Genomic DNA, 13,609 nt, shown 5'->3' on the forward strand with positions numbered 1-13,609 from the left:
CTAGTTGTGAGCATCACTGAGTTTTCGATGTTTTAATTTTTCTAAAAAGCGCAACATTCGCGCCGAAGAAAGCAGTCTTTGCATGGCGATAAATACAAATAAAAGTAAGCCAATAAATATCTTGGTCCACCAACTATTTAGTGTTCCATCAAATGAAATGATGGTCTGTATTACACCCTGAATGAGCACGCCAAAGAGTGTTCCAGCGACAAAGCCCACTCCTCCTGTTAGTAAAGTACCACCGATTACTACAGAGGCAATCGCATCAAGTTCAAGCCCCATTGCTGCAAGTGAGTAACCACTAAACGTATAGAAAGAGAATACAATCCCACCAAGGGCGGCAAATAGGCTGTTTAATGCATAAATATTAATGATTGTTTTCGCTACCGGAACACCGAGTAATCGAGCCGATTGTTCGTTGCCGCCAATCGCATAGATATTACGTCCAAATCGAGTGTAATGAGCGATATAGATAGCAACAGCCAATACAACAAACATGATTAAAGAGCTGACCGTTAAGTTTCCTCCACCGATAATCGGTATCGAGAAATCAGCAATCGAATCATAGAATTCATGAGTGATTGGAATTGACTCAATACTAATGACAAACGATAAGCCGCGCAGAAAAAACATACCCGCTAATGTAACGATAAATGGTGGCAATTTATAGCGCTCAATAAGTAAGCCCATAAAGCCACCAAATAGCCAAGCCAACATTAAAATTATGGTAAACGCGATAATAGGATGGACGTTGTAATGCTCGATAAGCACCGCAACCGATACGCCAACACAAGCGATCATAGAGCCGACAGACAGGTCAATGCCACCCGACAAAATAACAAATGTCATGCCAATGGCCGTAATCACTAGAAACGCATTGTCGGTAAATAAGTTGGTGAAAACTCTCATGCTAAAAAAGTTGTCGAACTGTATAGAGCCCAAACTGTATAAGGATATAAATACAACAATAGTCGCCATTAAGGGCATATATTTAATATTCATTTGCCAGCTTCCTTTTGGTATAACTTGCCAAATCCATTTAGCTCTTTGCGGAATTGCGGAGACATTATTAGCATGACTAGAATAACAACCCCCGCTTTCACAATGTGAGTAAATTGCACAGGTAAACCACTGGTTAAAATGGTGGTGGTCATGGTTTGTAGGATTAACACACCCACTAATGTGGGGCCTATGTAGTAACGACCGCCAGCGAGTGCTGTACCGCCAACCACTACTGCAAGAATGGCGTCTAGCTCAGACCATAAACCCGCGTTATTGGCATCGGCGCCTTGAATGTCACTGGTTAGTATCATCCCTGCTAATCCAGCACATAAACCACTAAATACGTAAACGAGTACCTTTATTTGAGGCTCTCTAATGCCTGCAAAGTAGCTGGCCGTTGGATTAGCACCAATGGATGAAATAAATAGACCTAAAGCGGTTTTTTTCAATACGAGAAAGGTCAGTGAGTAAGTGATAATCACCAATATGATCGAAAATGGTAAACCGAATAAATTGCCCCCGCCAATGAATTCGAAACCCTCATGATTAAAGGTAAGGATTTGACCACCGGTAATTAGCTGGGCTATTCCTCGTCCTGCTACCATTAGTATTAACGTTGCAATGATCGGTTGAATACCCAAGAGGCTTACCAACACGCCATTCCATAGGCCTGCTATTAGGGCGACTGAGATACCCGCTATGATAATGATAGGCGTCGATGTAATTATGTCGTTTTGTATCAAATAGGCACAAACAGCTCCTGAGATTGCGACCACTGCGCCGACCGATAAATCAATCCCTCCGGTTGCTATCACTAGGGTCATGCCTAAGGCTAACAACGCAATGGGGGCCGCTCGGTTCAGTATGTCAATAATACTGCCAAATAGACGGCCGTTTTTGATTTCAATATGAAAAAATGAAGGGTCATTAACTAAATTGAACAGTAATAAAAGTGCTAGCGCAAACAGCGGCCAAAATAACTTATTATTCATCATGCTGGTTAATTTTATCTTCACCACTTCACTATGGTTTATGGTTAACTCTTTCATGATGCCTCCTGAGCTATTTTCGCCATCAAATTCTGCGTAGAAATTTCATCACCAATCAGCTCGCCAATCATATTGTGGTCTTTTAATACGGCAATACGGTCACTAAATTCAACTATCTCATCTAGTTCTGATGAAATGACCATCAAGGCCATACCTTGCTGACAAAGCCCATCGATAATTTGTAAGATTTCAGCCTTGGCTCCAACATCAATACCGCGCGTTGGTTCATCTAAAATTAGTAACGATGGTCCAGATGCCAGCCATCGCGCAAGAATAACTTTTTGTTGGTTACCGCCACTTAATTCTTTGACGGGTTTATTGATGTCTGATGTCACGATGTTTAGCGATCGGATAAACCGTTTGGCTATTTCGTTTTGCTCTTTCGTTCCGATCATGTTGAACCAGCCTTGCTTGGCTTGTAACGCCAGAACCATATTTTCAATGACCGATAGCTCGCCAATAATTCCTTCAATCTTTCTATCTTCTGGGCAAAATGCTAATCCTTCTTGAATAGCATCATGTGGACTATTAAATGTTTGACGGTTCCCATTGATTTCAATTGAGCCTTGCTCGGGCTTTTCAATGCCAAATAATAGTTTTGCTAATTCAGTGCGACCTGCACCTAATAGGCCTCCTAGCCCAAGTGTCTGCCCCTGGAAAATATTCACATCACATGGATTAATCATGCCTTTTCGACCAATATTGGTGGCAGATAAAAAGGGTTTAGCACCTGCTTTAAGTTGGTGTTGAACTTTTTTGTTGGCGTCTTTGTTTTGCAGATGTTTACCGAGCATTAAATTAATGAGTTCAAGTTGTGGTAGCTCGCTAACATCATGTCTAGCGACATATTGCCCATTTCTTAAAACAGTTATTTTGTCACAAATATCGTATACCTGATCCAGAAAATGGGTGACAAAAATAATGCCAATTCCTTGATTTTTTAGCTTACGCATCAGGTTAAAAAGTTGGTCTACTTCTTTATTATCTAGGCTCGCCGTCGGCTCATCCAAAATGAGTATTTTGGCTGACATATCAACGCCCCTAGCAATCGCTATCATTTGTTGAATGGCAATAGAGTATTCACTAAGAGTGCCTGTGACATCTATTTTTACATCCATACTCGACAGTAATTTTTTTGCATTTTTATTCATCGCCGACCAATCAATGCGGCCATGTTTATAGGGCTGTCGACCAAGGTAAATATTTTCAGCCACGGTAAGGGTTGGAATAAGGTTTACTTCTTGGTGTACGGTACTAATTCCCTTTTTTTGAATATCTTCAGCAGACAACTGGCTAATGCTTTCTCCTGCTAAGTTAATCGAACCGGAATCAATAGAATACACTCCAGTAATGCATTTTATTAATGTGGACTTACCAGCGCCGTTTCCACCAAGAAGGGCCATGATTTCACCTTCTTGAAGTTCAAACTGAACTTGACTAAGAGCTTTGACTCCTGGAAAAGTTTTGTTTAATTGGTTCACTGTAAGTATAGGTTTAGGCTTCATCTCAATGACCTTTATCTATTTTAAATGGATAACTTCAAAAGTCTTAAGGTTTCCCGCCAAGGACTACTATCCTTGAGGGGAAACGGGTGGCCAATTAGAATTTGCGGCTGTCGATCATAGCTGCGGCATCTTTTTGGAGGTTGATTTTGTCTTTTTGAACAATCCACTTGTCTACTGTTTCACCTTTTAGCGCGCTTTCAAGTGCATCAAAAGCAAGGGGGCCAAGTAGAGGGTTACAATCAACCGTGGCATTTAGGTCTCCATCTACCATTGCTTGAAACGCTGCCTTAACGCCATCAATGGATACAACAAGAATGTCTTTACCTGGTGTTAAACCGTATTCTTTAATTGCCTGTATTGCGCCTAGAGCCATATCGTCATTGTGAGCATAAACGGCATCTATTTGGTCACCTTGGGCTTTTAAAAAGGCTTCCATAACTTCCTTGCCTTTAGTACGAGTCCATTCGCCGGTTTGAGAGGCGGTAATCGTCATACCAGGGAACTGGTCTACTATTGCGCTAAAACCCGCTTTGCGGTCAATAGCTGGAGCCGCGCCAGGGCCACCTTGAAGCTCTACGATATTGGCGTAGCCATGTGTTTCTTGCGCTAACCAAGAACCTGCTAATTTCCCTTCAAAAATAAAATCAGACGCTACTTTGGTGAGATAGAGATCGTTGTCTTTTACTTTGATACCTCGGTCAACCAATACAACTGGAATATCCGCTGCTTTGGCTTCTTTTAGCACTCGTTCCCAACCGGTTTCTACTACAGGAGCCAACACAATACCGTCAACGCCCTGTGCGATGAATGAGCGAATGGCTTTAATTTGATTCTCTTGTTTTTGTTGTGCATCTGAAAATTTCAAGGTGTAACCACGTTCGGCAGCTTCTGCTTTGACTGACTCAGTTTCGGCGCTGCGCCACGCACTTTCAGCACCAATTTGCGAAAAGCCAATCGTTAGTTGCGCAAATGCTGGGCTAGAAAGAAGGCTAGCGGCCATGGCTACAGAGGTAAGAAGTTTACTAAGTTTCATGTTATTCCCTTTACATTTTAGTTTATTGCTTATTGAGCGATATCGATTGTATGGAAGCTAACTAATCAATAAAACTGCGTAATTTTTCAAACTAGGTTAGGTATTTAGTAACTTCTGCTATCTATGATAAAGCTCACATATTTAACATGTATTTAACGATTGAGCGCTGGTCTACTTTATAAAGAAATGCCCTTGGAATGTCGGTTTGAAATATTTAAATGAGACAGTGGTCGAATTAATAGTTTATTAGTTGAAGATGGTTGCAGCGATAATTAAAAATAACGGGCTCATGATTTATAAGGTATTAATACCTTACCTTGGGAAAGATTGAAGGAAATAGTTACAAGCAAGCCATTAAAGGGAAGGGCGGTAATCACTAGTTTGTTTAAGCTTGCTACTAACTAGTTATCACCGCATAAAATGTGTAGGGCTATCGTTTACTGACTAGATCTCCTAGTTGAATGTTTGCTGTCATGGTTGGGTCGACCGCTACTACGATGGCACTTTCCTGATAAACCTGTTCGATTCTTACCATGCTGCCAGCGAGTTGCTGCTCTTGTCGAGGTACATCCCAACTCCCCCAGTGATAGTTTTGATGGATTAACTCTAGCAGCATACCAGTATTTAATTGGTTGGCTTGGCCCAAGTTAATTTGCCAGCGATCGGGCCCGAGTACTTTCACCACGCTGCCTTGTAAAGGTTGGCATGCTAGCAATGCATCTACTTCAGAAATCACCTGTTGCAAAGTGCTACTAACCGTTTGCCCATAAGACGATAACCAAAACTCGGCAGAGTGCGGTGAAATGATGGTTCGTGCATCGAACTCCCAAGGGGCATGAACTGAGAATCGCTTGTTATAAATCTCTTCCAAATCAATCGCATTATATACACGTGCATTGACGACAAAATAGCGGTTGGGATAGCTGAAATTAAATAGCTTGGGTTTGTGCTCTTGGTCTAGCGAAATGTTTTCAAGTTCTAAACCCAGTAAATATTGCGCCCCGTAGCGGTCGGCAACATCTTTAATGCCTTTAAAGTTATGCTCGCCGGGTTTGTAGTAATTAAGTGGTAATTTAGGCGGGTGCTTCACATTGAATTGGCGACCGACTTCTCTGGCAATATCGTAAGCACGTTGCTCTACAGCCGGCGAAATTTCATGTAATTGGCCCACTCTTACTTGGTGTTGCTGCTTTAGAAATGGCGGCAATAGCAACATGTTTTTACTGTAGCCACTGGCTTTACATTGGGTAGCCGCGGGAAAGACATCTGCCTGTAAAACCACATAGTATTGCTGCCCAAGGTTTCCTTCATCTAGCACTTTGATGTTGTGTAAGGAGCCTTTAGATACCACCTCTATCTGATCTAGGGTGAGTTGACCGCCAGATACTTGGCTAATACTAGTCACCGATGCGCCAGCATAAAGTAATAGCTGCTTAACGGCTTCTTGGGTTGCGGTGCTGCGGGCTTGGTCAAGATCCTGGTTAACGATGGTCGCTTGACCTTTCGCTTCATACCAGACTGCTTGGGCTGACACGCTGAGCAACAAACCAATGAGTAAAATAAGTTGTTTCATAAGTCCCTCCTAGTCCTAACTAAGCAATAACTGTACCCAAGTCTAGGTGTTATTTTTTTGACTGGAATGCTTTTTGCTTCATGGAACACATATTGCTTGGCTATTACTGTGAAATAGCCATAGTGAACGAGTAGGAAGGGGAGTTATATGCGTTATTCGATATGGCTTGTAGTGCTAATGATACTACAAGGATGTAATACCAGTTTACATCACGTTTCAAATTATCCATATGTTGAGCCTAGAGAGCAGCAAGATCAAGCTCTGTACGCATACGTTGATAATCTGTCTAAACAACTGACGGATGATATTGAGCTGAGTGCCTCTGATTCTGTGGCCATAAGTACAGTGGTGGATTTAGATAACTTACAATCCAGCGATAGTTTTGGGCGGCAAGTGGCAGAGGCAATGTTTGCCGCTTTATCCAATGAAGGCATAAATACGATTGAACCTCGCTTAACTGGCCGTTTTCAGATGGACCCTGGATTTGGCGAATTTTCTTTATCTCGAGATGCAGAGTTATTGCGCGAACAAATGCAGATAACTTATGTGGTCGTGGGGAGTTTTCAGCGAACCGGTTCAGGCAGACATGTCAATTTACGTTTAGTTGAGCTGGCTAATCAAGCGGTGGTATCTGCGGCCTATCAGTTTTTTCCAAATAGTGCAGGAGCCACCTCTCCTCGAGTCACTAGTGTTAATGGGAGCTTGCAGCGTCATGAACAAACTGTACTTTAGAACTTGGTTTTTAAGCCTTTCAGTATTGCTGCTGTTGGCATGTACGCCGACCACTCAAGTAAAACAAGTTGAGTGGACTTACCAACCACCGGGTGATTTTACGGTGGTGAATGCGGTTGGTTACGCTCCAATTAGCCAGCAGCGCGGTGCTGATAATTCAGCCAAGCAACTTCGCGCCATGAAAGCGTCAAAGCTTGATGCTTACCGTGAGCTATCAGAACAAGTGTATGGCCAACATATCGACAGCACCGCCACCATTAGTGACATGGTATTGGGTAACGAGCGTTTAGCGGCTTCTGTAGCCGGGGTTATTCGTGGGGCTAAAGTGGTTAATGCTTATGCAGTTGACGATGTGTATGTCACTGAGTTGCAGTTGGATTTTAGAGAAGTGTATAGAGTGACGATGTCTATGGCGCCCACTCGCCATTTAGATAGTCAAAAAACCGTACAGTTTTAATAAAGCTTTAACCTTTCATGCCGATACCTTAAAGGTAATAGACGATTAAGGACGTAACATGAAAGGTATTTGTGTATTAGCCATAGCCACCTCGATGCTAGCTGGCTGCAGTAGCTCTCCTACGATGCAAAAAGTGCTGGTGTATGATTCATCAAGCCATCGCCCTGCTCATTCGCACGAAGCCCATTATGTTTCTGGTGTTGTGGATGAGAATGGTCACCTCTACTTAAGTGATGCGGTGACCCGCTCTGCTCCGGTAAGTAGTGCTTCGCCTGCCAATGCCGATGGTAAAAGAACGCTAACAGAATATGTCAATCTTATGTCGCAGCGTTTGGTGTCAAGCTCGCATTTTGTTAATGCCGATACGCCGATTGGCGTAGCGTCTTTTGTGCCGCTGGATAATCTAAAAACAACTGACTTATTTGGGATGCAAATTGCCGAAAGTTTTGTTTATGAAATGCAACAAAATGGTTTCTCTATCATCGATTATAAAGCCACCGGTTTTATTCGTATCACTGAAGGTGGTGATTTCGTTTATAGCCGTAATGTAAAAGAATTATCAAAACGTTTGCCGATAGAATATTTACTCGTGGGCACATTTAGTAAATCTAATGAAGGTATATTGGTGAACGCTCGAATCGTTGGGGCCCAATCAAAAGTGGTGGTGGCCTCTGCCCAAGAATTAATCCCCAATGAAGTCTACCTAGACAAAGTACCACCACCCACCAAGCGTGATGGCGTCATGATTATTGAAGCTCGTAATCAGGCTAAAACTTCACGCTCAATGTCGATGGGTGAAAAAGGCTAAAGCGCTTTAGCTCTATTACACAACAAAGCCGCCAACTGCGCGGCTTTGTTGTATCTGCATTTTGGTAAAAAGGGGGTGTAAATGCCAGCTCTTTTTACCGGAAATATTCTCTTTTATGGTACATAGAAAACCGCTGGCAACTAAGCATCAATTGCAGTAATCGGTGATGCCAATGACAAAAGCCATTAGTGTGTTGGCCGCTATGCTGAGCATTAAGGGGATTAGCACCTGCTTTAAGTCATCAGTGGTGCTGCTAAAGACGCTAGCAAGGCCGTTTTTTTGGGAGAGAATAGAGGGTGACTTAACGAGGGGCTTCGCGTTAACCATGTTTGCCAGCTAGGCTTTAAATCCTTTACCTACTCTATGAGCGCCATGCTTTTTACCTAGCTTGTCATAGGTTGCTGAATTTTGGTTTTTTAGCTGTTCAATAACTTGACTTAATTGGCGGATTTTTTCATTGCTTGCTTGAATGATTTCGCCATTTAGCGCGTTTAATTGTTGGCATTGCTCTAGTAACTGCTTAATTGCATCAACCTGTTGCTTGAGCGGTGCAGAGCCTAGCTGTTGTTTGTCTGCTGATGTTTCTAACTCTTGGTCTAGTTTTGCGATAGTTTCTAGTGTTTGTTCTTTCTCTGAAGCAATGGCGTATAGCGAAATAGCATCATCACTCTCTAGGGCTTTAGTTTCTTTTTGCAAAAGAGAAAGCAGCAATCTAAGTTGCTGCTCTTGAGTATTCAGTAGGTCTGCGATCATTGGTTAACTATCCAAGGGCTTTGTTAAACTCACTTTCAAAGTCACCCATTTTTTGGGCTACTCGGTTAGCGTCAACTTGGTAGCTGCCATCGGCCACAGCTTGTTTAATGGATTCTAACTTTGAGTTTCTGCTATCAGACTCATTAAGCAAATTCTGCTGAATACGATTGAGTTGTTGTGCTTCATTGGTAAGCATCACTGAATCCTGGGCTGCAGTAGAACCAGCAGTTGAACGTTGTTCAGTGCTTTCTTTAGTCGTCTTGTCGTTTACTCGATTAGTATCAAGTTGACTTGGACGGTTCCCACCTAAGTTGTTGATGTTTAAAGCCATAATGGCGCCCCACAGTTAATCAATTTTCGTATTCAATAATGCTATCGGCTTAACAAATTAAAACTTTAGAAAAAAATTAAAGTTTTACGTCTACCAGCCCTAATGCTTTTACTCGCCCTGTGACAAGACGCTGAGACTGATTATTTCTAACCTTGATGGTATCACCGATACTCCCGTTAGACAAAGCCGTTCCCTGCGTGGTCACCACTAATCCACCCATGTTGGCTGAAATTGTCACCGCGTCACCTTTACAGACTATGCAAATATCGCGCCCAGTTATGATTTGGTCTTTTCTTATTGAGCGCCTTAGTTTTGCCCCAATCAAAGGTTCTGCTTGAGTAAAGTAGCTGCCGCGCAGGCGATTCTCGGGCAAAAATTTTAAATATACTTGCGAAGCACTCAATGCGGCACCTTCTTGAATTGGCCCGCTGGCTACCACCGCTGCCAGTAATACTTGCATACGGACAGGAATGTATAATCGCCAATTACTTTGATCGCTGCAGCTTACCAATACACTGGTATTACGCCTCACTTCTCCATTGGCTAAGCTATAGCTATAGCCACTCGGGCATTTGGCTAGGGTGACGCGTTCGTCAAGCTGGTTGGCGGTTAGTTCTATTTTCTGTGAATCATTATGGGCCATTTGCGAATAAACGAAATCAACAGCTTCTTTTTCCAGCTGTCGGTGCAACTCACTGGTGTGAGCTGTCAGGCTAAAACAAAATAATAGCAGTGAAGTAACAGTTTTTATCAACATTTCCTATATGATACCGATAAAGCAAAGTAACAATTGGCTTTTTTGTCTATGCTTAACAAAGTGATGCCTTGTTAGCTTGTGTCAAAAAAACGACTTTTAAGCTAAATTGAAAGATAGTATACAGGGGTAAGCAAAGATAGTGCCCCTTTCCAAGGAGTGAAGAATATATGGCGGGTATTTTAGATTCGGTAAATCAACGAACACAGTTGGTAGGGCAAAATCGCCTCGAATTATTATTGTTTCGATTAAATGGAACTCAGCGTTATGGCATTAATGTTTTTAAAGTAAAAGAAGTGCTGCAATGTCCACCATTAACTGCTTTGCCAAAACTTAACCCTGTTATTCGCGGTGTGGCGCATATCCGCGGTAAAACCATTTCAGTTATTGATCTTAGTTCTGCAACGGGCGGCAGACCCATCGAAGATCTCAGTAAGTGTTTTATCATCATTTCTGAGTACAATCGCTCGGTACAGGGCTTTTTAGTGGGGTCGGTTGAGCGCATCGTAAATATGAACTGGGAAGATATTTTGCCACCACCAAAGGGGGCGGGTAAATTTAACTACTTAACAGCGGTCACTGAAGTTGAAAAAGAATTGGTTTCTATATTAGATGTAGAGAAAATTTTAGATGAGATTTCCCCAGTCGATACCACTGTAAGCCAAGATATTGTCGATGAAGCTGTAGCGAACGTGAAAATTGATAAAAAAGTATTGGTGGTAGATGACTCATCAGTAGCAAGGAATCAAGTTAAGCGAGCGGTGACTTCTTTGGGGGTTGAAGCCTTATTGTGTCAAGATGGCCGAGAAGCTTTAGAGTTATTGTCAGCCATGGCAAAAGACGGACCGATAACCGATCAAATTGCGTTGGTGATTTCTGATATTGAAATGCCAGAAATGGATGGTTATACCCTGACTGCTGAGGTTCGATCTCATCCAGATTTAAAAGATTTACATATAATTCTTCATACTTCACTAAGTGGAGTGTTTAACCAAGCAATGGTGAATAAAGTTGGTGCCAACGCCTTTATTGCTAAGTTTAATCCAGACGAGTTAGCTGCAGCTGTTCGTCAATCTTTATAAAGAGTGGATGCATTGAGAACCATAACTGATGATGTATATAAGCAGTTCTGTGGCTTTTTAGAAAAGCAGTGTGGAATTGTATTAGGCGATAACAAGCAATACTTGGTCAAAAGCCGTTTGTCTCCATTGATCGCGCAATATTCCTTATCTAGTTTGACTGAGCTGGTGCAGAAGTCGATGAGTTTGCGCGAAAGAGAGCTGAGAGCTGCGGTGGTTGATGCTATGACCACCAATGAAACGCTATGGTTTCGTGATACCTATCCCTTTCAGCTTCTGGCTGACAAATTGTTGCCTGATTACCAAAAAATGTCACGGCCGGTGAAAATCTGGTCAGCTGCCAGTTCATCAGGTCAAGAACCTTACTCGATAATGATGACGTCTCTCGAGTATCAAGCTAGAAAGCCAGGAGCCCTACCATTGGGGGTTCAAGTTGTGGGGACCGATATTTCGCCTTCTATGTTGGAACACTGCAAAAAAGGTGAGTATGACCCACTAGCTTTAGCCCGAGGTTTATCGCCAGAGCGTAAGCGTCAGTTTTTTGAAGCCACCAGTGATGGGCGCTTTAAAGTTAATGACAAAGTGAGAAAAAATGTAAACTTTCGCCCGCTAAACTTGCTCGACAGTTATGCATTAATGGGCAAGTTCGACATTATTTTTTGTCGTAACGTATTGATTTACTTTAATGCTGATGTGAAGTCGAAAATTCTTAATCAGTTTGCTCAAGCGCTGAACCCTAATGGTTATTTAATGTTGGGGGCATCTGAATCTATCACGGGCTTAACCGACCGATTTAATATGTTACGCTGCCACCCTGGCATTGTTTACCAACTAAAATAAGTCACGCAAAATCAAAGCGGCAGAGTAGGGCAACATTTGCCGCTTTTTTGCCGCTTCCTCTAGAGTGGCGCTGCGCTGTACTTGGCCACTTGCTCTAACTCCTTATATTCCTTCAGTAAAAAGCGTCAAAAAAACTATGGCACAGCTTTTGCAAATTTGAATTTGTAATTGTGTAGAGAGGTTTTTATGGCGATAACATTTGATAAAGCATTAGGGGTTCATCAGCATACCGTAGGGGTAAGAGCCCGACGTTCTGAAGTTATCGCTAGTAATATCGCCAATGCTGATACGCCTAACTATAAAGCACAAGATATCAATTTTAATAAAGCGTTTGCAGCTGCCAAGGCTAATCAAAACGGCGGCATGCATGTGACTAACGAGCGTCACATGACAGGGGGAAGAAGCCAGTTCTCAGAATTAGGTTTCAGAGTGCCCGACCAACCCGATACCGGTGATGGAAACACTGTAGACGTGCAACAAGAGAAAGCAGACTTTATGCAAAACGGTTTGGAATACCAAGCCGGGATCAGTTTTTTGACCAGTAAGTTTAGTGGGTTAAAGAACGCGATTAAAGGAGGTCAATAATGAGTTTTTTTAATGTGTTTGACATTTCGGCTTCGGCAATGAAGGCGCAATCGGTGCGCTTAAACACCACCGCCAGCAACTTAGCCAATGCCGATAGTATCAGTTCGAGTATTGACCAAACCTATCGCGCTAGAAAACCGGTTTTTGCGGCAGAATTAGATAGAGCCAGTGGTGCGATGAATGAATCAGCCAAAGTCACAGTGGCCGGCATCGTAGAGTCTGATGCGCCATTACGTAAAGAGTATTACCCAGAACACCCGATGGCTAATGAAGAAGGTTACATTTTCAAGCCAAACGTTAATGTGATCGAAGAGATGGCCGATATGATGAGTGCTTCGCGTTCCTATCAAGCTAATGTGCAAGTCGCAGAAGCTGCGAAACAAATGCTAAATAGCACTCTCAATTTGGGTAAAAGTTAAGGAGTAGCCCGTGTCTACTATTAATCCACTACAAGGCAGCTATTGGGAACCCGAGTCGGTGGTTCCTGAAAGTAATAATAATCAGTCACTTGGCCAAGAAGACTTTTTCGCCTTGTTAACGACTCAATTGCAATATCAAGACCCGAGTAAACCGGTCGACAATGCTGAAATGATTGCGCAAATGGCGTCTTTTCAAACCTCTGAAGGTATTGCAGAGCTAGGCACTAAGTTTGACACGATGAACTCTATTATGAATTCATCTGCGGCGCTGCAGGCCTCAACCTTAGTTGGCCAGAAAGTACTCGTCCCTTTAGATTACGGTCATAACAGTGGTTCTGGATTTGATGGCGTTGCGGTGACAGGCGCAGCGACTACCAATGTAAAAGTTACTGTCGAAAACCAAGCCGGCGAAGTGGTTAAGGTTATCGATTTAGGAGAGGGCAGCGGTAACATTCCGTTCTCTTGGGATGGCACTGATTCTAACGGGAATCCGATGCCAGAAGGAAAATACAACGTCAAAGTAAATGGCGTTCAGGGCGGTAAAGAGATCAGTTTACCCACTGCAACTTTTGCGAACGTAAGTAGCGTAAGTTTGGCGGGTGGTACATCTGGCGTAGTCGTCAATTTAGAAGGATTAGGTGGTATCGCCATGAGCGATGTGCTGGAAGTAGCTAAAGCCTAACAAAGAA

The 13,609-nt window shown here is 42.7% G+C and carries 16 protein-coding genes; 8 read left to right on the forward strand and 8 right to left on the reverse strand.

Annotated features, from left to right (window positions below; genetic code table 11):
* The 5 genes from yjfF to M0C34_RS07705 all read right to left on the reverse strand — a co-directional run bounded on the left by yjfF (window position 1) and on the right by M0C34_RS07705 (window position 6,162).
* Window positions 1-1,002 (reverse strand): galactofuranose ABC transporter, permease protein YjfF, encoded by a 1,002-nt coding sequence (gene yjfF, locus M0C34_RS07685; protein ID WP_248715045.1) that lies wholly within the window; start codon window positions 1,000-1,002, stop codon window positions 1-3.
* Window positions 999-2,051, reverse strand: coding sequence for an ABC transporter permease (locus M0C34_RS07690; RefSeq protein ID WP_248715046.1), 1,053 nt, complete (start codon window positions 2,049-2,051; stop codon window positions 999-1,001). The genes yjfF and M0C34_RS07690 overlap by 4 nt, the downstream gene beginning before the upstream one ends.
* Complete coding sequence (locus tag M0C34_RS07695; RefSeq protein WP_248715047.1) at window positions 2,048-3,556, reverse strand: sugar ABC transporter ATP-binding protein; 1,509 nt, start codon at window positions 3,554-3,556, stop codon at window positions 2,048-2,050. The genes M0C34_RS07690 and M0C34_RS07695 overlap by 4 nt, the downstream gene beginning before the upstream one ends.
* Window positions 3,557-3,650: 94 nt before the next feature.
* The gene (locus tag M0C34_RS07700) at window positions 3,651-4,589 is read right to left on the reverse strand and encodes an ABC transporter substrate-binding protein (RefSeq protein ID WP_248715048.1); all 939 of its coding nucleotides are present in this window, start codon (window positions 4,587-4,589) and stop codon (window positions 3,651-3,653) included.
* A 430-nt stretch (window positions 4,590-5,019) separates the two neighbouring features.
* Window positions 5,020-6,162 (reverse strand): flagellar assembly protein T N-terminal domain-containing protein, encoded by a 1,143-nt coding sequence (locus M0C34_RS07705; RefSeq protein WP_248715049.1) that lies wholly within the window; start codon window positions 6,160-6,162, stop codon window positions 5,020-5,022.
* Between the two features lie 147 nt (window positions 6,163-6,309).
* Between M0C34_RS07705 and M0C34_RS07710 the strand changes: the two genes are divergently transcribed.
* Genes M0C34_RS07710 through M0C34_RS07720 form a run of 3 tightly spaced genes read left to right on the forward strand, consistent with a single transcriptional unit; the run spans window position 6,310 to window position 8,159 of the window.
* Window positions 6,310-6,894, forward strand: a complete 585-nt coding sequence (locus M0C34_RS07710; protein ID WP_248715050.1) for a FlgO family outer membrane protein — start codon at window positions 6,310-6,312, stop codon at window positions 6,892-6,894.
* Window positions 6,875-7,351, forward strand: coding sequence for an LPP20 family lipoprotein (locus M0C34_RS07715; protein WP_248715051.1), 477 nt, complete (start codon window positions 6,875-6,877; stop codon window positions 7,349-7,351). The genes M0C34_RS07710 and M0C34_RS07715 overlap by 20 nt, the downstream gene beginning before the upstream one ends.
* A gap of 58 nt (window positions 7,352-7,409) precedes the next feature.
* Window positions 7,410-8,159 carry a FlgO family outer membrane protein gene (locus M0C34_RS07720; RefSeq protein ID WP_248715052.1) on the forward strand — a complete coding sequence of 250 codons (750 nt, stop codon included), beginning with the start codon at window positions 7,410-7,412 and terminating at the stop codon, window positions 8,157-8,159.
* A gap of 336 nt (window positions 8,160-8,495) precedes the next feature.
* Here M0C34_RS07720 and flgN read toward each other — a convergent pair whose 3' ends face one another.
* The 3 genes from flgN to flgA form a co-directional block, all read right to left on the reverse strand.
* The gene (flgN, locus tag M0C34_RS07725; RefSeq protein WP_248715053.1) at window positions 8,496-8,912 is read right to left on the reverse strand and encodes a flagellar export chaperone FlgN; all 417 of its coding nucleotides are present in this window, start codon (window positions 8,910-8,912) and stop codon (window positions 8,496-8,498) included.
* Between the two features lie 7 nt (window positions 8,913-8,919).
* Complete coding sequence (gene flgM, locus M0C34_RS07730; protein WP_248715054.1) at window positions 8,920-9,243, reverse strand: flagellar biosynthesis anti-sigma factor FlgM; 324 nt, start codon at window positions 9,241-9,243, stop codon at window positions 8,920-8,922.
* Window positions 9,244-9,319: 76 nt separating this feature from the next.
* Complete coding sequence (gene flgA / locus M0C34_RS07735) at window positions 9,320-10,000, reverse strand: flagellar basal body P-ring formation chaperone FlgA (RefSeq protein WP_248715055.1); 681 nt, start codon at window positions 9,998-10,000, stop codon at window positions 9,320-9,322.
* Window positions 10,001-10,167: 167 nt separating this feature from the next.
* On the opposite strand from flgA, the gene M0C34_RS07740 reads away from it, so the two are divergent.
* The 5 genes from M0C34_RS07740 to M0C34_RS07760 all read left to right on the forward strand — a co-directional run bounded on the left by M0C34_RS07740 (window position 10,168) and on the right by M0C34_RS07760 (window position 13,602).
* Entirely contained in the window at window positions 10,168-11,079 is a 912-nt protein-coding gene (locus M0C34_RS07740) for a chemotaxis protein CheV (protein WP_248715056.1), read from the forward strand.
* Window positions 11,080-11,091: 12 nt separating this feature from the next.
* Window positions 11,092-11,916 carry a CheR family methyltransferase gene (locus tag M0C34_RS07745; protein WP_248715057.1) on the forward strand — a complete coding sequence of 275 codons (825 nt, stop codon included), beginning with the start codon at window positions 11,092-11,094 and terminating at the stop codon, window positions 11,914-11,916.
* A 186-nt stretch (window positions 11,917-12,102) separates the two neighbouring features.
* Window positions 12,103-12,501, forward strand: coding sequence for a flagellar basal body rod protein FlgB (flgB, locus tag M0C34_RS07750; protein WP_248715058.1), 399 nt, complete (start codon window positions 12,103-12,105; stop codon window positions 12,499-12,501).
* Entirely contained in the window at window positions 12,501-12,920 is a 420-nt protein-coding gene (flgC, locus tag M0C34_RS07755) for a flagellar basal body rod protein FlgC (protein WP_248715059.1), read from the forward strand. Before flgB ends, flgC begins: the two co-directional genes overlap by 1 nt.
* 10 nt (window positions 12,921-12,930) lie before the next feature.
* Window positions 12,931-13,602 carry a flagellar hook assembly protein FlgD gene (locus M0C34_RS07760; protein ID WP_248715060.1) on the forward strand — a complete coding sequence of 224 codons (672 nt, stop codon included), beginning with the start codon at window positions 12,931-12,933 and terminating at the stop codon, window positions 13,600-13,602.
* The last annotated feature ends 7 nt before the right edge of the window (window positions 13,603-13,609 follow it).

The organism is Agarivorans sp. TSD2052, from assembly GCF_023238625.1.
Classification (GTDB): Bacteria; Pseudomonadota; Gammaproteobacteria; order Enterobacterales; family Celerinatantimonadaceae; genus Agarivorans.

Coding starts and splice junctions, on each gene's coding strand:
- M0C34_RS07695 (WP_248715047.1), bottom strand. CDS start 3,556: ATGAAGCCTAAACCTATACTTACAGTGAACCAATTAAACAAAACTTTT.
- M0C34_RS07705 (WP_248715049.1), bottom strand. CDS start 6,162: ATGAAACAACTTATTTTACTCATTGGTTTGTTGCTCAGCGTGTCAGCC.
- flgA (WP_248715055.1), bottom strand. CDS start 10,000: ATGTTGATAAAAACTGTTACTTCACTGCTATTATTTTGTTTTAGCCTG.
- flgM (WP_248715054.1), bottom strand. CDS start 9,243: ATGGCTTTAAACATCAACAACTTAGGTGGGAACCGTCCAAGTCAACTT.
- M0C34_RS07710 (WP_248715050.1), top strand. CDS start 6,310: ATGCGTTATTCGATATGGCTTGTAGTGCTAATGATACTACAAGGATGT.
- flgB (WP_248715058.1), top strand. CDS start 12,103: ATGGCGATAACATTTGATAAAGCATTAGGGGTTCATCAGCATACCGTA.
- flgN (WP_248715053.1), bottom strand. CDS start 8,912: ATGATCGCAGACCTACTGAATACTCAAGAGCAGCAACTTAGATTGCTG.
- M0C34_RS07690 (WP_248715046.1), bottom strand. CDS start 2,051: ATGAAAGAGTTAACCATAAACCATAGTGAAGTGGTGAAGATAAAATTA.
- M0C34_RS07740 (WP_248715056.1), top strand. CDS start 10,168: ATGGCGGGTATTTTAGATTCGGTAAATCAACGAACACAGTTGGTAGGG.
- yjfF (WP_248715045.1), bottom strand. CDS start 1,002: ATGAATATTAAATATATGCCCTTAATGGCGACTATTGTTGTATTTATA.
- M0C34_RS07700 (WP_248715048.1), bottom strand. CDS start 4,589: ATGAAACTTAGTAAACTTCTTACCTCTGTAGCCATGGCCGCTAGCCTT.
- flgC (WP_248715059.1), top strand. CDS start 12,501: ATGAGTTTTTTTAATGTGTTTGACATTTCGGCTTCGGCAATGAAGGCG.
- M0C34_RS07715 (WP_248715051.1), top strand. CDS start 6,875: ATGAACAAACTGTACTTTAGAACTTGGTTTTTAAGCCTTTCAGTATTG.
- M0C34_RS07720 (WP_248715052.1), top strand. CDS start 7,410: ATGAAAGGTATTTGTGTATTAGCCATAGCCACCTCGATGCTAGCTGGC.